Source organism: Schaalia sp. lx-260 (genome assembly GCF_021083645.1).
Taxonomy (GTDB): Bacteria; Actinomycetota; Actinomycetes; order Actinomycetales; family Actinomycetaceae; genus Pauljensenia.
Genome location: NZ_JAJNRQ010000006.1, coordinates 48,889 through 70,256, shown reverse-complemented (window position 1 = coordinate 70,256; position 21,368 = coordinate 48,889). Strand labels below are relative to the sequence as shown.

The 21,368-nt window shown below is 49.8% G+C and carries 24 protein-coding genes and 1 tRNA gene; 20 read left to right on the top strand and 5 right to left on the bottom strand.

The window, feature by feature from the left end; translation table 11 throughout:
* Window positions 1-365: 365 nt before the first annotated feature.
* The 6 genes from rplJ (at window position 366) to LRP57_RS07635 (ending at window position 5,571) form a co-directional block, all read left to right on the top strand.
* Window positions 366-887, top strand: a complete 522-nt coding sequence (gene rplJ, locus LRP57_RS07660) for a 50S ribosomal protein L10 (RefSeq protein WP_231205988.1) — start codon at window positions 366-368, stop codon at window positions 885-887.
* Window positions 888-982: 95 nt separating this feature from the next.
* Complete coding sequence (rplL, locus tag LRP57_RS07655) at window positions 983-1,366, top strand: 50S ribosomal protein L7/L12 (RefSeq protein ID WP_231205986.1); 384 nt, start codon at window positions 983-985, stop codon at window positions 1,364-1,366.
* Window positions 1,367-1,960: 594 nt separating this feature from the next.
* A complete protein-coding gene (locus LRP57_RS07650) occupies window positions 1,961-2,242 on the top strand; it encodes an HU family DNA-binding protein (protein WP_231205984.1) in 282 nt (93 codons plus the stop codon).
* Window positions 2,243-2,560: 318 nt separating this feature from the next.
* Window positions 2,561-3,340: a glucosamine-6-phosphate deaminase gene (nagB, locus tag LRP57_RS07645; protein WP_231205982.1), complete on the top strand. Its 780-nt coding sequence runs from the start codon at window positions 2,561-2,563 to the stop codon at window positions 3,338-3,340.
* 78 nt (window positions 3,341-3,418) lie between these two features.
* Window positions 3,419-3,766, top strand: coding sequence for a DUF3039 domain-containing protein (locus LRP57_RS07640; protein ID WP_231205980.1), 348 nt, complete (start codon window positions 3,419-3,421; stop codon window positions 3,764-3,766).
* A gap of 59 nt (window positions 3,767-3,825) precedes the next feature.
* Complete coding sequence (locus LRP57_RS07635; protein WP_231206027.1) at window positions 3,826-5,571, top strand: DEAD/DEAH box helicase; 1,746 nt, start codon at window positions 3,826-3,828, stop codon at window positions 5,569-5,571.
* Between the two features lie 42 nt (window positions 5,572-5,613).
* Here the strand turns inward: LRP57_RS07635 and LRP57_RS07630 are convergent, their stop codons facing one another.
* Window positions 5,614-6,954, bottom strand: a complete 1,341-nt coding sequence (locus tag LRP57_RS07630; RefSeq protein ID WP_231205978.1) for a nicotinate phosphoribosyltransferase — start codon at window positions 6,952-6,954, stop codon at window positions 5,614-5,616.
* A gap of 144 nt (window positions 6,955-7,098) precedes the next feature.
* Here LRP57_RS07630 and clpS point away from each other — a divergent pair, with 144 nt between their 5' ends.
* From clpS to LRP57_RS07610, 4 genes are read left to right on the top strand one after another with little or no spacing between them, the layout of a single operon-like run.
* Entirely contained in the window at window positions 7,099-7,377 is a 279-nt protein-coding gene (gene clpS, locus LRP57_RS07625; RefSeq protein WP_231206025.1) for an ATP-dependent Clp protease adapter ClpS, read from the top strand.
* Entirely contained in the window at window positions 7,374-7,940 is a 567-nt protein-coding gene (locus tag LRP57_RS07620; RefSeq protein WP_231205976.1) for a DUF2017 family protein, read from the top strand. The genes clpS and LRP57_RS07620 overlap by 4 nt, the downstream gene beginning before the upstream one ends.
* An 18-nt stretch (window positions 7,941-7,958) precedes the next feature.
* Window positions 7,959-8,798 (top strand): glutamate racemase, encoded by an 840-nt coding sequence (murI, locus tag LRP57_RS07615; protein ID WP_231205974.1) that lies wholly within the window; start codon window positions 7,959-7,961, stop codon window positions 8,796-8,798.
* A complete protein-coding gene (locus LRP57_RS07610) occupies window positions 8,789-9,601 on the top strand; it encodes an MBL fold metallo-hydrolase (protein WP_231205973.1) in 813 nt (270 codons plus the stop codon). Before murI ends, LRP57_RS07610 begins: the two co-directional genes overlap by 10 nt.
* A gap of 100 nt (window positions 9,602-9,701) precedes the next feature.
* Here the strand turns inward: LRP57_RS07610 and LRP57_RS07605 are convergent, their stop codons facing one another.
* Entirely contained in the window at window positions 9,702-10,610 is a 909-nt protein-coding gene (locus LRP57_RS07605; RefSeq protein ID WP_231205970.1) for a LysR family transcriptional regulator, read from the bottom strand.
* Window positions 10,611-10,694: 84 nt separating this feature from the next.
* Here LRP57_RS07605 and LRP57_RS07600 point away from each other — a divergent pair, with 84 nt between their 5' ends.
* Complete coding sequence (locus LRP57_RS07600; RefSeq protein ID WP_231205968.1) at window positions 10,695-11,048, top strand: CBU_0592 family membrane protein; 354 nt, start codon at window positions 10,695-10,697, stop codon at window positions 11,046-11,048.
* 87 nt (window positions 11,049-11,135) lie between these two features.
* Here the strand turns inward: LRP57_RS07600 and rdgB are convergent, their stop codons facing one another.
* The gene (gene rdgB / locus LRP57_RS07595) at window positions 11,136-11,792 is read right to left on the bottom strand and encodes an RdgB/HAM1 family non-canonical purine NTP pyrophosphatase (protein WP_231205966.1); all 657 of its coding nucleotides are present in this window, start codon (window positions 11,790-11,792) and stop codon (window positions 11,136-11,138) included.
* Window positions 11,789-12,562 carry a ribonuclease PH gene (gene rph / locus LRP57_RS07590; RefSeq protein WP_231205964.1) on the bottom strand — a complete coding sequence of 258 codons (774 nt, stop codon included), beginning with the start codon at window positions 12,560-12,562 and terminating at the stop codon, window positions 11,789-11,791. The genes rdgB and rph overlap by 4 nt, the downstream gene beginning before the upstream one ends.
* 212 nt (window positions 12,563-12,774) lie before the next feature.
* Between rph and nudC the strand changes: the two genes are divergently transcribed.
* Window positions 12,775-13,806: an NAD(+) diphosphatase gene (gene nudC, locus LRP57_RS07585; protein WP_231205962.1), complete on the top strand. Its 1,032-nt coding sequence runs from the start codon at window positions 12,775-12,777 to the stop codon at window positions 13,804-13,806.
* Between the two features lie 86 nt (window positions 13,807-13,892).
* Window positions 13,893-15,755, top strand: coding sequence for an ATP-dependent helicase (locus LRP57_RS07580; RefSeq protein WP_231205960.1), 1,863 nt, complete (start codon window positions 13,893-13,895; stop codon window positions 15,753-15,755).
* 47 nt (window positions 15,756-15,802) lie between these two features.
* Here the strand turns inward: LRP57_RS07580 and LRP57_RS07575 are convergent, their stop codons facing one another.
* Window positions 15,803-16,819 (bottom strand): hypothetical protein, encoded by a 1,017-nt coding sequence (locus tag LRP57_RS07575; RefSeq protein WP_231205958.1) that lies wholly within the window; start codon window positions 16,817-16,819, stop codon window positions 15,803-15,805.
* Between the two features lie 181 nt (window positions 16,820-17,000).
* Between LRP57_RS07575 and LRP57_RS07570 the strand changes: the two genes are divergently transcribed.
* From LRP57_RS07570 to LRP57_RS07540, 7 genes are all read left to right on the top strand, one after another.
* Complete coding sequence (locus LRP57_RS07570; RefSeq protein ID WP_231205956.1) at window positions 17,001-17,909, top strand: FtsB family cell division protein; 909 nt, start codon at window positions 17,001-17,003, stop codon at window positions 17,907-17,909.
* Between the two features lie 104 nt (window positions 17,910-18,013).
* Complete coding sequence (locus tag LRP57_RS07565; protein WP_231205954.1) at window positions 18,014-18,529, top strand: DUF501 domain-containing protein; 516 nt, start codon at window positions 18,014-18,016, stop codon at window positions 18,527-18,529.
* Between the two features lie 23 nt (window positions 18,530-18,552).
* Window positions 18,553-19,521: a Ppx/GppA phosphatase family protein gene (locus LRP57_RS07560; RefSeq protein WP_231205952.1), complete on the top strand. Its 969-nt coding sequence runs from the start codon at window positions 18,553-18,555 to the stop codon at window positions 19,519-19,521.
* 28 nt (window positions 19,522-19,549) lie between these two features.
* A tRNA-Leu gene (locus tag LRP57_RS07555) sits at window positions 19,550-19,623 on the top strand.
* 174 nt (window positions 19,624-19,797) lie between these two features.
* Complete coding sequence (locus tag LRP57_RS07550; RefSeq protein WP_231205950.1) at window positions 19,798-20,103, top strand: hypothetical protein; 306 nt, start codon at window positions 19,798-19,800, stop codon at window positions 20,101-20,103.
* A 22-nt stretch (window positions 20,104-20,125) separates the two neighbouring features.
* Entirely contained in the window at window positions 20,126-20,701 is a 576-nt protein-coding gene (locus LRP57_RS07545) for a hypothetical protein (RefSeq protein ID WP_231205948.1), read from the top strand.
* Window positions 20,702-20,742: 41 nt separating this feature from the next.
* A complete protein-coding gene (locus tag LRP57_RS07540; protein WP_231205946.1) occupies window positions 20,743-21,312 on the top strand; it encodes a hypothetical protein in 570 nt (189 codons plus the stop codon).
* Window positions 21,313-21,368: the final 56 nt, after the last annotated feature.

Sequence of the window (21,368 nt, the reverse complement as noted above, 5' to 3'; positions counted from 1 at the left end):
TGAGCGGAAGCACGCGAATTTTCTGCGGCCAAAAAATGATTTTGTTCGTGAATTTGCTCGTAGCACATGCGAGGGGAATTTTTTTGGGCGTACCTTAAGGGCAGTACGAGAGCCTCTAATATGAGGGGCTTCATAGGGGAGCGAGTGGGCGAATACACAGGCTTTCTGTTTGGCTTACGAAAATATGTCAGATAGACTTCTAAGTGCCGAAGACCGTCGGATCTTCAGGAAACTGAAGCCAAGTGCGAATGCTTCCGACGCAGGTGAGTGAATTACCTTTTCAGGTAAAGTGGACTTTTGTGCCCGACACGATCCTGCGTGTCGGGTTTTTTCACGTCTGGCGGTACATAACTGGAAGGAGGACCATGGCGAGGTCTGACAAGGTAGCAGCGGTTGCTGAACTCGTGGAGCGTTTCCGCGCGTCTGATGCCGTTTTGCTCACCGAATATCGCGGCCTAACTGTGGCGCAGCTCAAGCAGCTCCGTCGTGGTTTGGGCTCCAACGCGAACTACGCCGTGGTGAAGAACACGCTGGCGACGCTGGCGGCTCGGGAAGTCGGTCTTGACTTCTTGGCCGAAGACCTGAATGGTCCAACAGCTATTGCTTTTGTTTCTGGCGATCCTGTGGAAGCCGCCAAAGCATTGCGTGATTTTGCCAAGGAAAACCCCGCACTAGTCGTGAAGTCTGGTGCGATGGACGGTTCGCAACTGTCCGCGGAAGCAGTAAAGAAACTTGCTGATCTTGAATCCCGTGAAGTCCTGCTTGCTAAGGCTGCAGGTGTCCTCAAGGCTAAGATTTCGCAGGCTGCCTACGCATTCAATGCTCTGCCCTCCAAGGCAGTGCGCACTATCGATGCCCTGCGTGAAAAGCAGAGCGAAGCGGCCTGACTACGTGACAGGCCCCGCATGGACTCTCCCGAATCCACTGCGGATCTCACAACTAATCTGCTGTCCTAGCAGGCCAAAGAGGAAGGATGCCACTCATGGCAAAGCTCTCCAACGAAGAACTTATCGAATCTTTCAAGGAAATGTCCCTCATTGAACTCTCTGAGTTCGTGAAGCTCTTCGAAGAGGTATTTGACGTTACCGCTGCTGCTCCTGCCGCTGTTGCAGTTGCTGCTCCTGCAGCTGCTGAAGCTGAAGCTGCTGAAGAAAAGACCGAATTCGAGGTTGTCCTCGAAAGCGCTGGCGACAAGAAGATTGCTGTCGTCAAGGCTGTTAAGGCTCTCACCGGCCTCGGTCTGAAGGAAGCCAAGGACCTGGTTGACGGCGCACCTTCAACCGTCTTTGATGCAGCAAAGAAGGAAGACGCTGAAAAGGCTAAGGCTGAAATCGAAGCCGCTGGCGGTACAGTTACCCTCAAGTGATGCTTCAGATATCAGTGCCTTACTGATATCGCTGATTGCCTGACAATGGCCTAGGGACTACACGGTTCCTAGGCCACTGTTTTATTTGCCTAAAGCTACACAAGGATTAATGGCTCACAGAACGCCTGCCTAAAGCCCGTAGCGCAAGAAAGGAACCCTTTCCTGAGGTGAGTACGGATGTATTTATGAGAACTCTGTAAGCATGTACTCATATGAAAGTGAAACGATCTGTCAAGGGCCTGCCAGTTTGCAGAAGTATGTCGAAATGAACTTATAGAGTCGATAGCTTCGCCTGACCTGAATAATCCGGCATATGCAGGGAAAAGAAGAACCATCACACCCATCAACGCCTCCCCTGAAAGCAGCATGAAGCATGTAGATCTGCACGACGATGAATGCGCTAGCAGGTCCTACACACAGCCTTTTTATGTGACGAAGCACTACTAAAAAAATACCGTGTGTCCGAAATGCGGGAATACCGGCCAAAATTACTAAAAAATAGGGCAGAAATCTGACAACTAGCACTCTTTTTCGTACTCTTTCATCTGTGGCCATCACTGTGGCCTTTGACTATCAACAGAATGAGGTTTAGACATGTCAGTCAACCGCACCGAACTTGTTGCCAAGATTGCTGAACGCACTGGTCTGACCAAGGTTCAGGCAGATGCTGCTCTCGCTGCTTTCCAGGATGTCTTGGTTGAGTCCTTAGCCGCTGGCGAAGCTGTTAAGGTAACCGGACTTCTGGCTGTGGAGCGTGTGGAACGCGCCGCCCGCACGGGACGTAACCCGCGCACCGGTGAAGAAATCCAGATTCCTGCAGGCTTTGGTGTCAAGCTCTCTGCTGGCTCCACTTTGAAGAAGGCTGTCTCTGCCTGATTCCTTGTTGCCATACTTTCACTGTGCTCGCTTTTAACCGAAAGCGAGCACAGTGTTTTATGCAGATAAGTAACGCAAACCAGCGCACATATAAAGCCGCTACATCCGGGTTCCTTTAGGCCTATGTCCCTGCCTTTCTTTGAAGAAAAACATCACTATGTGGGCATTAAGACATGCGAAAAGAGGGAAAAGACCCCATGTGGAATATATGTCACACGATTGTCAGAAGGTAAGTGATTATTTTCTCCCTACCCCCCGGCTAACTAAGTACTAGGCTAAAGACAGCAATGCAGTTATCGACGACGAGGAGTGTGCCACATGCGTATTGCTATACTTCCAGATGAAAAAACTATTGCACGTGTTGCCGCGGACCGCATTGAAGCGCTTTACACACGTAAACCTCACTTTGTTCTGGGACTAGCGACAGGTTCAACACCACTACCCTTATACGCTGAACTTGTTGAACGCTATAACGCAGGACGCATATCCTTTGCCCACGTCAGTTCCTACAACCTTGATGAATATATTGGGCTACCTGAAGACCACTACGAAGGCTATGCGAATTTCATTCACCGCAACCTCGTAGACCTCGTTGACTTTGCTGAAGGCGCAGCACACGGACCAAATGCCTGGACAGGCGACAGTCATGCCGCTGCCGCTGCATATGACGAAGCAATCCGTGCAGCCGGTGGCATTGACCTGCAAGTCCTCGGAATAGGCTCTGACGGCCATATTGGTTTCAACGAGCCAGCAGGTTCATTGAGCTCACGTACACATGTGGGTGTACTCACCGAACAAACACGACGTGATAACTCACGCTTCTTTGAAGGCAACCTTGATGCGGTTCCAACCCATTGCATCACACAAGGGCTGGGCACCATCATGGAAGCTCGTGAAAACCTCATGATCGCTACCGGTGAAAATAAAGCAGAAGCCGTGAAAGAACTCGTTGAAGGGCCAATCTCAGGACGCTGGCCAGCAACAATCCTCCAAATGCACAACAACACCATTGTTTTGCTAGATGAAGCAGCAGCTTCACGTTTGGACATGAAAGATTTCTACCGCGAAGTGTGGGAGAAAGAACAACTGCCTCTCTAAAGCGGAAATACGTGAACTCGCCCGCAGCGCACCCCTGTGCTGCGGGCGAGTCTTTTCAAGAACACATACAATGTCGGTATGTGCCCACTTGATGAACCGACACCACCACAAAATCCTGCAACTCCTGCAGGTCCAGGAACACAATCGTCAACAGGGCTTTTAGAGCGCACTGAAACACAAAAAGAAAAAGCGCCAGGCGACGGCGACCGTTTCGCACATTTTGTTCGTCGTGATAAAGCAGACTCATCAATGATGACTGGACAGCCAGTCGTAGCCCTATGCGGAAAAGTATGGATTCCAAGCCGCGACGCTTCACGCTACCCTGTATGCCCCACCTGTAAAGCCTTACGCGATAACATGGGAAAACAGGGGCGTAACTGGCCATTTTCTGATGGCGGTTCATCCTCAGGGGACTCCAACTCGTGACACGAGCACCTCAACGGTCTGCACACCCCTCTCATGCTTCATCTGCGGCCGCACATTCAATGCCCCCTGCATTCCCACATCGTGCGCCATGGGGGACAGCGCAGAACCTCCGTGCATGGCAAGCCGAAGCACTACAGAAATACCTTGAAACAGACCCTCAAGACTTTCTTGCAGTTGCTACGCCAGGAGCAGGAAAAACAACATTCGCTTTACGTGTCGCTGTGGAACTTATGGGACGCGGCATTGTCGAAAAAGTGACCGTCGTATGCCCAACAGAACACCTGAAAACACAATGGGCAGATGCCGCCGCGCGTGTCGGTATCCACATTGATCCGGCTTTCACTAACTCCCAAGGACGCGCAGGATCACATTTTGACGGTGTCGCAGTTACCTACGCGCAGGTTGCCGCAAATCCTCTGGTCCACTGCGCGCGCACCCGAACGCACAAAACACTCGTTATCCTGGACGAAATACATCATGCAGGCGATGCGCTTTCATGGGGGGACGGAGTACGCGAAGCCTTCACAGACGCAACTCGTCGCCTCGCCCTCACCGGCACCCCTTTTCGTTCAGACACATCACCGATACCGTTCGTGCGGTACGTGGAAGATACCGAAGGAATACGGCGCAGCCGCGCGGACTACACCTACGGTTACGGGCATGCATTAAAGGACGGAGTAGTACGACCAGTCCTTTTCATGTCCTATTCAGGGCAAATGACATGGCGCACTCGTGCAGGTGATGAATACAGTGCTCGTCTGGGGGAACCACTGACCCGTGACCTCATGAAACAAGCATGGAGAACAGCCTTAGACCCCTCAGGAGAATGGATACGCTCAGTCCTGCAAGCCGCTCATCAGCGTTTAATTGAAGTACGACGACAAATGCCAGATGCCGGTGGCCTGGTTATCGCCTCAGACCAAAAACACGCACGCGCCTACGCGCGCTACCTGCGTGAAATCGTCGGTAAACCTGCGACGGTTGTTCTCTCTGATGATGCTGATGCTTCTGAACGTATCGACGCATTCCGTGAATCTACCGATCAATGGATGGTTGCTGTACGCATGGTCTCAGAAGGCGTGGACGTTCCCCGCCTCGCAGTGGGAGTTTATGCGACAAATACATCCACATCCTTATTTTTTGCGCAGGCCGTCGGACGTTTTGTACGCGCTCGCCGCAGAGGAGAAACCGCAAGCGTATTCATCCCCTCTGTTCTTCCTCTCCTGGATTTAGCAGGCCAGATGGAAGCCGAACGCGACCATGCTATCGACCGTCCACGCCATGAAGAAGACGGACTATGGTCACCAGAAGATAGCCTGATTGCTGCTGCGCAAAAAGAAGAAAAAGCCTCCTCAGATCTGCTGGGTACTTTTGAGGTACTGGGCGCGGATGCACAATTTGATGGAGTGCTTTTTGACGGAGCTGCCTGGGGGAGCGAAGCAGAGGTCGGTTCAGTTGAAGAACAAGAATACTTAGGTATCCCTGGTCTTTTAGAACCTGAGCAAGTGACCACTTTGTTACGGGCACGCCAAGCTGAACAATTCGCGCAACAGCGTCAACGGGCTAAAGCTGCTCAGCTACGTGAACAGAACTCAGGGATTTCCGATCATCGGCTTCGTGCCGCTAAGCGTAAAGAGCTTTCGCATTTAGTATCCTCATGGGCACGACGTTCAGGTGAATCCCATGCTGCGATTCATGCGGCTCTACGACGCAGGTGCGGTGGCCCTGAAGTTGCTCAAGCAACCACTGAACAAATCCAAGCACGTATCGCATTACTCAGACAATGGTTCGTTGGCCGTCACTGACACCGTGAAACCCTAAAATCTCACACGTGACCGTACAGATAATCAGAGAGCAAGATAACGAGTAGGAATTGCCGCTTCACCTTCAGATAAACGCCACGCATGGTACGGCAACTCATTACGTGAACGAATATGATGCTCCTGCGCCTGCTGTAAAGCCTGCGGCCCCCACAAATCCGTATTGATACGCCCGCGAGTCACCAGAGGAATCTGCAAAGGTCGTGCACCAAGCTCTTCCAACTTCGCTCGGGCAGATGATTCGCTATCAGCACTGATAAGGACTTCCTCACTGGCGTAGCCTTCACTATCAAGGACACGCCCAGCCCACTTACGGCCACCGACCGTGGATTTTGACTGGGACTTTTTCGCAACAGGATACATATTCCCATCAGAGCCTTCACGTAGAACAACTTTGTAAACCAAAGCCGCAGTGGGAACACCTGAGCCGGTCACCAGCTTGGTCCCCACACCATAAGAATCAACGGGAGCCGCACCTAAAGCAGCAATAGCGTACTCATCAAGGTCACTGGTCACTGTGATCTTTGTTGAGGTCGCTCCCATAGCATCCAATTGCCCGCGCACTGTAAATGCTTGGGCAACTAAGTCACCTGAATCAAGACGAACAGCACCTAATTCATGCCCAGTAGCGCGTGCAGCTTCGACAGCGTGACGTACACCTTCAGTCACATTGTACGTATCAACCAAAAGTGTCGTATCGCTGCCAAGTAAAGCGATTTGCGCATCGAATGCTTGACGCTCACCGTCATGTATCAAAGTAAAAGCATGCGCAGCTGTCCCTATGGGCTTAATGCCGTAACGTTTAGCGGCTTCCAGATTTGATGTTCCCGCAAAGCCGCCGATTACTGCCGCTCGCGCTGCAGAAACAGCAGCACGTTCATGTGCCCGTCGCGCGCCCATATCCATACATGGACGACCATGTGCAGCAATTGTCATACGCGAAGCAGCAGAGGCAACAGCACAATCATGATTCAAAATACTCAGCAACAAAGTTTCAAGCAGAGTGCATTGCGCGAAAGTTCCTTCCACAGTCAGCAAAGGAGAACCAGCGAAATAACATTCGCCTTCCGCGTAACCCCATATATTGCCAGTGAAACGGAAAGACTCAAGGTAATCTAATGCCAAATCTGACACGATCTGCTGTTCACGTAACCACTCAATGTCGTCAGAATCAAAAGTAAAACGCTCCAGTGCCTCAAGAATACGGCCAGTTCCCGCGACAACGCCGAAACGTCGACTGGCAGGCAGACGACGACCAAAAAGTTCAAAAACACATTGACGCTCAGCAACACCTGAACGTAATGTCGCATCGAGCATGGTGAGCTCATACATGTCAGTAAGTAATGACGTGGAAAAAGAAGCAGGCATATCTTTAATTTAATCGAATCTTGTCAGAATTTACGCAAAGTCCGGCGAAGAAGGCACAAAGACGCATAGGCTAGGAAAATGCGAGGGGAAAAAGTCACACGAGCACAGTTACGAGTGTTACCTCAACCTCATACGACAACAGGGATGGACGCACTCACACACCCAACAAGCTCACCTGAAGGAGCTGTTTTTACCCAGTGGTGCCTTGTCGTGTGGAATGATCCTGTGAATTTAATGGATTACGTCACTCAAGTATTTATGCGCCATTTTTCTTATTCGCGTGCTCATAGTGAAAAGCTGATGAGGGAAGTTCATCGAAACGGTCATGCGGTAGTCAACAGGGGAGTGCGTGAACGTGTAGAAGCCGATGCGCTCGCATTACACGGATACGGTTTACGAGCAACGGTGGAGCGGAATGAATGATTGAAACTTTCGTTGCCTTACCTGGGATGTATCAGGCGCGCATTGACGGGGCGCATAACGTGCTTTTGCAACAGTTAGCCCAAGAAGTCCTTGTGATTCTTGATGCGCCTGAAGAATCATCCGCTTTTCTAGCTGCAGTCAGCGTGGAAGATGAATGTCATGCTCCACTTGACCCGGCCCTCGGCTATTTACTGCCGGAAATGAGTCATGATCGTCATGCAGCCCAAAATTTACGCGCGATGACAGAAGAATACTTGCGTGCGGAAAAATCTCTGCGCCTACGAAAGATACGTTCTGAATTAGAGTATGCGCGTACATCCTGTGATGGATATGTGCGTATGAGCTATGAAGAAGCTTGGGATTGGGCGCGGGCACTGAATGATCTTCGTCTGGCTTTAGCGGGAGAATTAGCAATCAACGATGAATCGGATGTGGAATCTTTGATGCAGCTCATCTGTCAGTCGACTTATGGGAAAAATGCGCGTGAAAATGCGGCTCGTATCTACTGCATTGTTACGTGGTGGCAAGATTCACTTGTGCGAGTTATGCAATCACCCGTCTAAAAGAACTATGGTCCAGTTATGGACAATGCGCCGATTGGTATTTTTGATTCAGGGCTTGGAGGTCTAACTGTAGCCCGTGCGGTGATAGATAAACTTCCGGATGAGGAAATTATTTATCTGGGGGACACTGCGCATACTCCTTATGGGCCTCAACCAATTGCACGTGTGCGAGAACATACTTTGGCCGGGCTTGACGAATTAGCTTCACGAGGCGTTAAAGCTTTGGTGATTGCCTGTAATTCTGCGACTGCGGCAGCTTTATCTGATGCGCGTGAACGTTACGGAATTGATGCGGGTATTCCGGTCATTGAAGTGATTACTCCTGCTGCTCGTTCAGCTGTGAATGCGACACGTAACGGTAAGATCGGGGTGATTGGCACTGAAGCGACAGTTCATTCTCAGGCCTATCAGGATGCTTTGGCAGCGGTTCCAGGCTTAGAGGTGACATGCCAAGCATGTCCGCGTTTTGTGGAGTTTGTTGAAGCTGGAATAACCACGGGGAAAGAACTGGAATCGGTGGCTCACGAGTATTTGGATCCTTTACGTGATGCGGGTGTGGACACATTGATTTTGGGTTGTACGCACTATCCGTTATTGACTGGTGTGATTGCGAGAGTCCTTGGTGAAGGCGTGACGTTAGTTACCTCGTCAGAAGCAACGGCAAATGTGACGTATAACGAGCTGACAGATCGTGGCATGCTGCACGAGCCGTGGGCAGAAGATCAAAGGCCGCATCATCGTTTCTTTACGACGGATTCGCGTTCTGATTTCCAGCGTTTAGCGCGGCGATTTTTAGGGCCTGAGGTACAGAGCGTTGAGGAAGTACGAGTGCAAGGGAGTGCGGCCTCATGGAGTTGAGAATTATTGGATGTACGGGTTCGATGTCGGGACCTGAGTCGTCGGCTTCGTGCTATTTGGTGCGTGCGCGTGGTTTTGATGCGCAGCAAGGGCAAGAGCGTTGGTGGAATATTGCTCTTGATTTAGGGCCAGGATCTTTTGGTCGTTTGTGGCGTCATATAAAGCCTTGTGATCTTGATGCAGTGTTTTTTTCTCACTGTCACGCGGATCATATTGCTGATATTATTTCTTTGCACGTGTATAAGCGGTGGGGGCCGGGTGCTCAATTCCCACCGATACTGGTAATTGGGCCTCAGCAGACTCGCCATCGGATTCGTCAAATTGATGGTTGCGATGATACAGAAACCTATGAGGGTGAATTTTCATTTATTGAGGCATCGGAGGGCGTGCCTATTTCTGTGGGACCGTTGACGTTAACTCCGTATGCGGGGTGGCATTCAGTGCCTTCGTATGGTGTGCGAATTGAAGGGCCACATGCTACGGATTCTGCTCGTCGCGTTTCGTTGTTTTATACCGGAGATACTGACGAGTGTGAATCAATTATTCGAGGGGCGCAAGGAGCCGACCTGTTGCTTTCTGAGGTGGGTTTCACTAGCGCAGATACGACTCGTGGTATTCATATGGATGGTGCGCGTGTGGGGCGAGTAGCGACGCAGACTCAGCCGGGTCAGCTGGTGCTTACGCATATTCAGCCGTGGGTTGAGGTGGCACAGGTGCTTGGTGAGTTGCGTTCGACATGGTCCGGTCCTGTCAGTGTTGCGCAAGAAGATCGTATTTTCCAGGTGGGTGGGATTTCGAGTTAGTGCCCGTTGTGTTCCCTGCTTCTGTTTTATGTGTGAGGCCTCAGGTCTGCTGTATATGCGCACCTGATAGGCGCGCCTATGAAAATATGTAGGCACGGGTTTACGAGTGGGGCCATTGTGTTGGGTTTTTATGTACCCAGTCAACAAGTTGGTTGATGGCATGTTGTATTGCTTCGTTGCTATCGTTGTCTGGGTGACGTAGGAGGATTCGTCGAGTCCCAAGGACAGGAAGTGGTGTAGAGCGTAATCCTGTAAGGTCGATACCTGTGAGGGCCATAGCTGGTAGGACAGTTGCACCACGTCCGGCTCGTACGTATGCCAGCGCTGTTTCGTAAGTTGAGTAGGCGTCGCTGGCAAATTCGAGTGTCCCAACTTCGGAGCGTATGCGATTGAGTGGTTCTGATCCGACAACGCTGCGGTGGATACGTAGCCAGCGTAGGTGAGCGAGATCTTGAATGGAGTTAATTGGCGGGGTGTTATCTGAGGTGACAACAGCCCATGGTTCATCAATAAGGGATATGTCACTGTAGCCTTTAGGGGTTGGTGAATGGCGTGTATCCCGTTCGATAACGAGAAGGTCAAGACTTCCTTGTCGTAGTAGTGTCATTCCAACGTTTTCATCAGTTTCGGTGAGTTCAATGTTGAGACCGGGGAAATGATGTTCAAGATTTGTGAGGAAAGGCATGAATACGCAGCGCAGTACTGTTTGGAAAGCGCCGATGCTGACTGTTCCTGTGACGTGACCGGTTAAAGGCTGTAAAGCTCGGGTGAGATTTTCAATATTTTCTTCGATTTTTTCGGCAGCTGCGGCGATGAGGCGTCCTGCCGGTGTGAGGATTGTTCCGCTGGGTGTGCGTTCAAAGAGTTGGAGGCCGACCTCTTGTTCAAGTTTATGGACTTGTTGTGAGACGGCTGAAGGTGAGATGTGCAGCATATCTGCGGCAGCAACGACTCCACCTTCACGTGAGATAGCAAGTAAGACGGCTAATCTACGTGGGTCAATACGCATACATCCCCCTTATTAAGTATTACTTCATACTAATTGAAGATTGATTCAATTGTGCTGGATGAGAAAGGTCATCACAATAGAGGCATGACGATTTCGGTGACGCATGTGGCGCTGCTTCTGGGCTGGATTGGAGCAGCCGGTTCAATGTGCGCCTATTACCTGGTTTCTACTGGCCGTGTAGCCCCTGATTCCTTGCGTTACCACGCGTTGAACGTGTCAGCTTGTTTACTTTTAGCCGTCACATGCCTCGCAACAGGTTCTTGGCCTTCGATGGTGACAAATCTACTTTTTGTTCTTATCGGTCTGCGTATGACTTGGCGAGTTCGTGATCGTCTTGCTGCTCGCCTACGTCATATTGCTACATGTGTGGTGCGTCCTCTAAAAGCTAAGTCTCACATGAAAACAACAGAAGCTCAGACACTTCATATGCAACCGTAAAACACAACATAACGACGTATGGTTCGTGAACTTTAAGTCTCATATTTCACCCGCGCAGATTTGATGAAATCTGCGCAGGTGAAAATTTTAGCGAAAAATATCAACTACATGTGGTGCCAAGGAACGTAACGCGCGCCCGCGATGACTGAGCGCATTCTTTTGCTCGGGAGTAAGTTCAGCGCTGGTCACTTCAAAACCTTCTGGAACGAAAATTGGGTCATAACCAAAACCACCAGAGCCTCGTGGCTTTCGAATAATGACACCATGTACTTCACCATGCGTGACATACTCGTTGCCATCTGGCATCACCAAAGCCGCCGCGCATACGAAAGAGGCTTGACGTAACTGGTCAGGAACATCGCAAAGCTGGGCAAGTAACAAATCCAGATTGGCTTGATCGTCTCCGTGGTGGCCAGACCAACGGGCAGAAAAAATACCGGGAGCACCCCCCATAATTTTGACGCACAGACCTGAATCGTCAGCAACTGCGGGTATGCCAGTGGCATTGCATAACGAGCGTGCTTTGATGAGGGCATTTTCGGCAAAAGTTGCTCCATCCTCGATTGGCTCAGGGACGGAAAAATCTGAAAGACAAGCAATTGAACCAGTGGGAATATCCCCTAAAAACGGCTCAAGGATAGCGTGAAATTCACTGATTTTGTGAGTATTACCCGTAGCGAAAACAAGGCGAGGCCCTGATAATGCCTCATACGAATTCGCCTGAAGATCTGCGTGAGCTGTCATACGTGAACCTCAACCGTGTGGCCTTCGGGTGCTTGTAAACACTGCTGCTGTACTTTGGCAAGTTGAGCGTTACCTACAGTAGCTAAATCAAGGAGCGCCCCCAGCTCGTCACGGTCAAATGTGGCGTGCTCAGCTGTTCCTTGAACTTCAACGAAACGGCCTTCACCAGTTTGAACAACATTCATATCAGTGTGAGCGCGTACATCTTCCACATAGGGGAGGTCAAGCATAGGAATTCCGTCGATAATTCCCACAGAAATGGCGCTAACCGATGAGTGAAGTACGGGCTGATCTTTCGTGGGAATAATGAAGCCTTGTTCAGTTCCCCAACGTACTGCATCAGCAAGAGCTATCCATGCCCCTGTGATAGAGGCAGTGCGCGTCCCACCATCGGCCCGCAAAACATCGCAGTCAAGCATAATCGTATTTTCACCGAGCGCAGATACATCAATAATGGCTCGTAGGGAACGGCCAATGAGACGCGAAATCTCTTGGGTACGACCGGATACTTTTCCTTTGACGGATTCACGGCCTGAACGTTCAGATGTGGAACGGGGCAGCATCGCATATTCGGCGGTTACCCATCCTTCACCGCTACCTTTACGCCAACGTGGGACGCCCTCTGTAAAAGAAGCAACACAAAGAACTCGCGTATTGCCAAATTCCACAAGCACAGAGCCTTCACCAGTTCCAGACCAGCCTCGGGTCAGACGAATAGGGCGAAGTTGATCGGGGGTGCGTCCATCAGAACGGATAATTGTTTCACTCATAACCTTAAAGGTATCGCAGATAAGGGAAGCAGGTGCTGTGTATTCGCTGCTCAGTGTGATCTGGATAGAATATGAGGTCACAAAAGTAGCGGATAGCCTGCGAACTTTACTGAGAAAGTATGCGTTTCCTAACGTAATGATGGGGACGTGAGCACGAGCAGGAAAATCCTAGCGGTTGCACGCGTGACATCGGCTTTCGCTAATGTGAATATATGGACCTTACATTCCCTCTTGCTCGCGGCAGCATCGATCCTATGGTTGATTTGCGATCCACGCTGAAGCTTCGTGATCTGGTGGCTGCATCTCCAGACGGATATGTGCATGAACTCCACGGTCCTGTCAGTGTTTACGCTGTTTATCGTGGGAACGTGCTCGTGGAAACAGCAGAGGAAACCTTAAAATTCGACGAGGACGGTTGCGCCGCTCACGGAAAAAATGCTATCCCACATGAACGTATGCAACTTAGCCGCATAAGCGCACGATATGTGAAGGAATGCGCGCTCCCATTACTTGCCATCGGCCGTACACAGGACGGGTATTTTCATTGTGCTCTTCTTGTAGATAACGACACGGATGCATACGCATTGACTAAACAAGCGAGTACTTGCGCACAGTGGATACATTTGCGCACAATCGGCCATATGCTCAGTGATGATGAAGCCGCTTTATCAACAATGGCTGTTGCTTTGGCCGCATGGCATGAAGCAAACCCTCATTGTGTTCGTTGCGGTGGGCATACGCACATTGCGCATGAAGGATGGACACGTGTTTGCCCCTCATGTGAGCACATGGAGTATCCACGTCAAGATCCTTCGGTGATTGTCGCAGTGGTAGATGAAGATGAGCGAATTTTGCTTGCGCATAATATGAACTGGCGGGAAAAATTTATGTCTTTACCTGCAGGTTTTGTTGATGCTGGTGAAGCTCCTGAAAGGGCGGTTATCCGTGAGCTAAACGAAGAAGTTGGTTTGCGTGTAGATAAAATCACCTACGTTGGATCGCAGCCGTGGCCTTTTCCGCGTTCCCTCATGTTGGGTTACTGCGCTCAGTTACATCCAGATAGTCCACGTGAACCGCGACCAGATGAACACGAAATTGATCGTGCACGTTTCTTTAGTCGAGAGGAACTGAAAAAAGCAATTGAACAAGGAGAGCTTGAACCTCCAGCACCTACGTCAATTGCGCGCGTGCTGATTGAACACTGGTTTGGTGGAGAGCTGCCGACTCCTGCAGCCCGTCAGTGAGCTGATGTATAAATCCTGTGGACATGTGAATAACAATCCACAAGGGTGATTACACAATGAGCGCACAGCGACATGGAGGTGGGAAAATGAATGCCATGCAGCTTGCCAGCCCAGAATCGCTCCTTGAAGCCCTTGACCCAGATCAAAGGAAAGTGGCTCGCTATGTTAGTGGCCCTCTTGCTGTACACGCTGGTGCGGGCACAGGGAAAACGCGAGCAATAACCTACCGTATTGCTTATGCGGCCGCAGTGGGTGCTTACGATCCGCGTCATGTTCTGGCAGTTACTTTTACGGCGAAAGCTGCGGCGCAAATGCGCACGCGATTGGCGGCTCTTGGTATTCCTCAAATTCAGGCGCGTACTTTTCATGCAGCAGCCCTAAGACAACTCACCTATTTTTGGCCCTCAGTGATAGGTGGGTCTGCCCCAACGATCGTCGATCATAAGGCTTCGCTGGTTGCAGCGGCAGCTGCTCGTATCGGCAAAAATGTGGATAAAGCTCTTGTGCGTGATATTGCTGCTGAAATCGAATGGGCAAAAGTATCAATGCTTGATATTGATGCCTATGGCGAATGTGTCCTTTCGGGGAAACGTCCTTTAGTGGCAGATCTGACTGTAGAGGATATTTTGCGCCTCATGGATGCCTATGAGGACGCAAAAGCAGAACGTCGTGTGATTGATTTTGAGGACGTTTTGCTGATTATGTGTGGTCTGTTGCATGAAAGAACTGATGTGGCACAGCAGATACGCGCACAGTACCGGCATTTTGTTGTAGATGAGTACCAGGATATTTCGCAGGTTCAAAAACATTTGTTGTACCTGTGGCTGGGTGAGCGTCATGATATTTGCGTTGTGGGGGATGTTGCGCAAACTATTTATTCATTTGCGGGGGCTTCAGGGCAGCATCTTCTTGATTTTGCGAATGAACATCCCGGTGCGCATGTGATTGAACTGTATCGCGATTATCGTTCCACACCGCAGATTGTTGAGGCTGCAAATACTGTGATGAAAGTAGGTTTACATAAAGCGGATGCTACGTTTGAGCCAGTCATTTCATTAGTTTCTCAACGAGCATCAGGAGCGCCTATTTCCTGTAGCGTGCATGAGGATGATGAGGCGGAAGCTACCTATATTGCTACTAAGATACGCGCCTATCAGGAAGCGGGAGAATCTCTTAACGATATTGCTGTCTTATATAGAACAAATTCCCAATCTGAAGTCTTTGAGCACGCATTGACGCAAGCTGATATTCCTTTCACTTTGCGTGGGGGAGCACAATTTTTTGAACGCGAAGAAGTGCGCAAAGCCATGCTTGTTTTGCGTCGTATAGCAGCGAATACGGTTGAGTCAGTTTCGCAGGGCAAACAAGATGACATGCGGGTTGCTGGTAACGAACATTCTTTACAGAAGAAAAAGGGTGACGGGGATATTTTTGAATCGGGCGGGGAAGAAAAAAACGTGTACCCATCCTTGGTAGAACGGGTATCTGAAGCGCTGCTGATAGCAGGGTGGACACCGCAAGCACCTGAAACGAGGGGAGTAACGCGTGAACGTTGGGATAATTTGAACGCTATTGTTGAATTAGCACGTGCGCACCCTTCAATGACAATGACTGAATTTGTTACCGAATTAGAAGAACGTGCTCAAGGGCAGGTAGAACCACCCATACATGGTGTAGTACTGAGCACGATTCATGCCGCAAAAGGTTTGGAATGGAAACACGTTTTTGTCATAGGGTTGAGTGAGGGGTTACTTCCTATCTCTCACGCTCTTTCCGATCAGGCTTGTGAAGAAGAACGACGTTTACTTTATGTGGCGCTCACGCGCGCCCGTGACACTTTGGAACTTTCGTGGGCGCATGCTCGTCATGCATATTCGTCAAAGAAAAAACGTCAGCCGTCACGCTTTCTGCGTGATTTATGTGCGCAACAGGAATCATTGGCTTTGTGAAACGGATACGATATCTGATACATGAAAACCTTGATTTTTATTCGTGATTACTGGTATTGCGACGATCGTGAGGACCCTCCTGCTACACATGAGCATCGAGGGTGTGAGCGGATTCTTTCGTTTCTTATGGAACCGTCGTCCATGATCTGAAGAAGCGTATGGGAGCGCTCAGCTATAGGAATGGCGGTATCAGAACCAGTGGCGTAAGAAGCGGTTGGTAGTCCCCAATCACGAAGCGTATGTGCCAGAGAAATAGCGCACATATGACGACGCAGAAGGCTGAGTTGTGGAACTGGAATGTCGCGGAGCCTTTGCTGCATATGCGCGCGAAAAGGATCACGCTCATTGCGATATAACTCGATACATTGCGGGCATGGACTTTTCTGAGGATTCATCACGGGTGTGATGCTGCTGTGGGCCTCATCATGGATGAGGACACAATAAGGTAAAGAGAGTTGACGCGCCTCATCACATTTCATCGGATCAGCAGCGCGATTATTTAACACAATGACTCCATCCCACCGTGTCATACGACCAGCAGTGGCCGTATGCGTGGAGCGTAAAAACTGGCAGGCGCTGCGTCCGCGTGGCATTTGGAAATACCCTCCACCGAAAAACGCGTCAAGTTCAGGATCTACTTTTCCGTCATCGCGTATTTCCACGTGAATATCGCGTAACTCAGATGCAAGTTTCACAGCCAAAAGGATCGTTGAATCCACACCTAAAATCAGTAGACGCAGTTTTGTGCGTGAGTGTTTCCTTTCGGCTAGCGAGCGTGCCTGAAGTACCCATGTGAAACGATGAGCACTTACGGGTGTGGGGATATGAGAAAAAGACGGGGTCCGCCCTTTGTTTTGGGACATATCATTCTCTAAAACAAAGGAAGAATTTACATACTGGTTATCCCCTCGGATCCTAGGTGTGTGGGGGAGGTTTCCTCTTGTTAACCATGCGATTTCACGTTCTTCAAGGTGTGTGAAAATGAATTGATTATGATGATCTGTTCCTACTGCAACGGATGAAAGACCACGCCGAAAAACTGTGCTATGTGTGAAAAGATTCATGAGACCTCCTGCACCTTCAAACACCGTAAAGACAGTATCTTCAAAAAGGCGGGTCATATAGAAAATCCTGCATCAAACTGTGGATAACTTTGCTGCTATTCACACCATGAAGCGCATATGGACTAAAGACATGCCGCGTAATCTATTGGCCACTTCGCGGATTTAAGGAACCATTAACTACATGAATTCCTTATCCGGCCCTTCGCGTCCTCGTCCGCCGAAACGTTCTAATCGGCGTACAGGAACATCTGCACGTCCATCTGTCTCTCGTGCGCAATCGGATAGTGGAAAAACCCTCGCAAGGAATGATGAAGCAGCGAGAAAAGCTGCACCTATACACCAGCCACGAAGTCGAGTGAGTGAGGATCCCCCTCGGGCGGCTGAAAAAAATCAGTCAGTAGAAAAGTCACAATTACCCCATTCTTCCCGCGTTCAGCAGGCCCTGTCAGATCAAAAAACGCGAGTGCGCGTAACAAGCAGGTTGCCTCGTCAAAAAAGGGCCAGACGAAGTGCAAGTATGCAATCTGATGCCCAAACTCAGCATGATAAGCGGGTAGTGAGCTTAGGCGGGATTGAATTTTCTGTTCGTTTTCTTGGGGTTGCTATCACATGTGCTGTGCTGTGTGTTCTGCTTCTTCCTTCGTTGTATCAATGGTGGCAACAAGAGCATGAATATAACAATATTGTGAAAGAAGTGGCGCAGGCTCAAGAACGCAATGAACAGCTCAGTCAGCAACTGAAATTATGGGATGATCCGAGCTATATTGCTTCGCAGGCGCGCACCCGTTTGGGATATGTGAAGCGCGGGGAAACACAGTTTACTGTTGCTGATCCTGGTGAAGAATATCGAGAGCAATCGCAAGTTGCTGCGGCTCAACGGGAAGGACCTGCGCGCCCGTGGGTTCAGATTTTTGTTTTATCTCTTGATGAGGCTGACCGTGCTGACGAACATGCACGTGCCATGACTGTAGGAGCACCGGAAAACCTTGACGCGCACACCGATCACAGTGCGCAAGAACAGGCAGAAACTCATCAAAGTGACGCTGGGCAAAATGAAAACTCTGATGCTGACCCTGCTTCCGGGCAATAAGGCAATAGGGTCCTCAAATCACCGATAGGTATATCTGAAAGCGTATGTGCATGCGGGTTTTCGTGTGCCGAGTTTCGATCTGTGAATATGCGACAATAGGCAATGTGACTGAGACATTATGGGAAGCGGCTTCTGAAGCTGATATTGATACGTTACGCCAACAATTAGACCGTATTCCACGTGGAGTTATTGGAATCGGTGCGCGGTGTGTGTGTGGGCGGCCAACTGTTGTGGTGACGGCGCCACGCTTAGAAGATGGTAGTCCTTTCCCTACGATGTTTTATTTGACTCATCCTGGCGCTGTGAAAGGGTGTTCAACCCTTGAAGCTGAGAAAACAATGGAACAGTTGAATGACTGGTTGGCTGAGGACGACCAGGCGCGTGAGGCTTATAAGCGTGCGCATGAGGATTATATTTCTCGTCGTCGCCGCTTGGGTGAAGTTCCTGAAATTGATGGTATTTCTGCAGGCGGGATGCCTACTCGGGTGAAATGTTTACATGCGCTTGTGGGGCATGCGTTAGCGGTGGGACAAGGCATCAATGTTGTAGGTGATCGCGCTCTTGAATTGATGGAAGAACGCAATCTGTGGTCGCCTACTCGCTGTACATGCGAAATGTGACGTGTGATGAAGGGGTTTTCGTTATGACACGTATCGCTGCTATTGATTGTGGAACTAATTCGATTCGTTTGCTTTTGGCTGATGTGACGTATCAGGGTGATCGGCCTGTGTTGACGGATTATGCTCGGGAAATGCGTATTGTGCGTTTAGGGCAGGGGGTAGATAAAACGGGTCTTTTGGCTCCTGAGGCGATTGAACGTTCTTTGGTGGCTCTTCGTGAGTACCGTGCATTGATTGATGAGGCTGGGGTTTCACGTATCCGTTTTGTTGCGACCTCAGCTATGCGTGATGCGGCAAACCGTCAGGTTTTTATTGATGGTGTTGAGGAAATACTTGGGGTGACACCTGAGGTGGTGCCGGGAACCGAGGAAGCAGCATTATCTTTTTCGGGCGCTTTATCGGTGATGGGGCCTGCGCATGAACGCCCTGTGTTGGTTGTGGATATTGGTGGGGGTTCGACGGAACTTGTGTTGGGAGATTGCGAGGTGACGAGTGCGATTTCTATTGATATGGGTTCTGTTCGGGTGAGTGAAAAGTTTTTTGAGAATGTGGAGAGTCGAGGAGGTATTCCTCAGGCGGAACAAGAGGCTGCTATACGTTGGATTGATGAGCAGCTTGATTGTGCGGAAGAAATAGTGGATCTATCTTTGGTAAAGACTGTGGTGGGCGTTGCTGGAACAGTGACAACTATTACGGCTCAGGCTTTAGGTTTGGATGCTTATGATCCGCAGGCTATTCATGGTGTGGAACTTGGGTGTGAGGATATTAACTCTGCGGTACGTTTTATGGTCGATCAGCCTGTTGCTCTCAAGGCTTCCCTTGGTTTTATGCCGAAAGGTCGTGCTGATGTGATTGCCGGAGGTGCCCTCATATGGCAGAGGGTTGTTGCGCGTGTATGTGAGAGGACATGCGCGAAAGGCTATACCATTGATACGGTTCTTACATCGGAACATGACATTCTTGACGGAATTGCTCTGTCAATGGTGAAATGATCGTGTAGGGTTGTCTACTGGCGCCTTTGCCCCCGTAGCCCAATTGGCAGAGGCAATCGACTTAAAATCGATGTGTTATGGGTTCGAGTCCCATCGGGGGTACGTTTTAATCCCAGCGACTTTTTGTTGCTGGGATTTTGCCTTGTTTTGCTACCTATTTTCTTTGCTTAAAAAAACTTATTCAAATCATTGTTTTTTGGTTTTTTCTGCTGTAGGCTGCTTTTATCGGATGAGGCAAAGGCGATCTTACCGATTATTCATGCAAAGGAGCTGAAGATGAAAAAAGAATTGAAAAAACGATGGATTGCGATGGCTGTATCAGTGGGGTTATGTGCTGGTGCTTTTGTGGCTGCTCCTGCGATCAGTGCTCATGAAAGTGCGGCGACACAGGCATTTACTTGCGTGATTTTCCGAAATGAGAATGGCGGTTTTTCGCAAGCGGATGGTTGCAAAGCATCGCGTTATTGGGAAAAAGCTAACGGAAACTGGACCGATGCTGGTTGGAAGAAGCGTGGACACAAGTCCCAATTTAACGTATGTCACTACCGTTGGGAAAAGAGTGACTATGAGCAGAGTGTCTAGAACGCTTGCTTTTGTCTTCTGTATGTCCCTCTCGTTGGCGGCATGTGCTCACGTGTCGCCTGAGGGGGCTACAGATGGAGGGAGCGGGCAAAGTATTCCGCACTTTACTGGTCCCTATGCTAAAGAAATCGCGGAAGACTATGCGTCTGCTTCTGATTATTTCAAAGCCGTTATTGCTGATGAACAGGTGAGTGACGCGGAATATCAAGAAGCGCGAGAGCGAGCCGCCCAGTGTTGGCGTGATAACGGATTTACGGGGATAAAGTTTTTCGCTAGAGGTGGTGGATCAGTAGAAGATCGAAGTGATATGCCCGTAGAACAATGGCGAAAAATCTACACCGGTTGTGAGGAAAAAGCTGGGCTTATTGACACGGAGATCTGGTATTGGAACTTGAGGACGAATCCAGACAATGTGGATTGGCCTGCTGCTGAGCGTGATTGTTTGGTGGAGGCTGGCTTTCTTGAAAAAGGAAGTAGTGTAGCTGATATGAACCGTTGGTATGACAGTGCTGATCCGCGTGTGAGTTCCCCTGAAGCGCATGAATGTGCTTCAGACCCACTACACCTGCTCGACGATAGTCTTTCGGAAGAAGAGTGACTATGAGCAGCGCGTCTAGAACGCTTGTTTTTGTTTTCTGTATGTCCCTCTCGTTGGCGGCATGTGCTCACGTGTCGTCTGAGGGGGCTACAGATGGAGGGAATGGGCAAAGTATTCCGCACTTTACTGGCCCCTACGCCAAAGAAATGGCGGAAGCTTATGCGTCTGCTTCTGATTATTTCAAAGCCGTTATTACTGATGAACAGGTGAGTGACGCGGAATATCGTGAGTCACAAGAAAGAGCAGCTCAATGCCTCAGAGATAATGGTTTTACCGGGGTTGTATATTCCCCTAGGGGTGGTGGAAGTATTGACTCTCGTGCAGATATTTCTGAGGAGGAAGAAAAGAAGCTCCATATTGATTGTGAGGAAAAAGCTGGGCTTATTGACACGGAGATCTGGTATTGGAAGTTGAGGACGAATCCAGACAATGTGGATTGGCCTGCTGCTGAGCGTGATTGTTTGGTGGAGGCTGGTTTTCTTGAAAAAGGAAGTAGTGTAGCTGATGTGAACCGTTGGTATGACAGTGGTGATCCGCGTGTGAGTTCCCCTGAAGCGCATGAGTGTGCTTCAGACCCACTACACCTGCTCGACGATAACGAAGAATCATAAAAACTCAGCCGCATAAACTTCCCAAAAAGCGATAATAGAAAGCATGCGCCACAGCT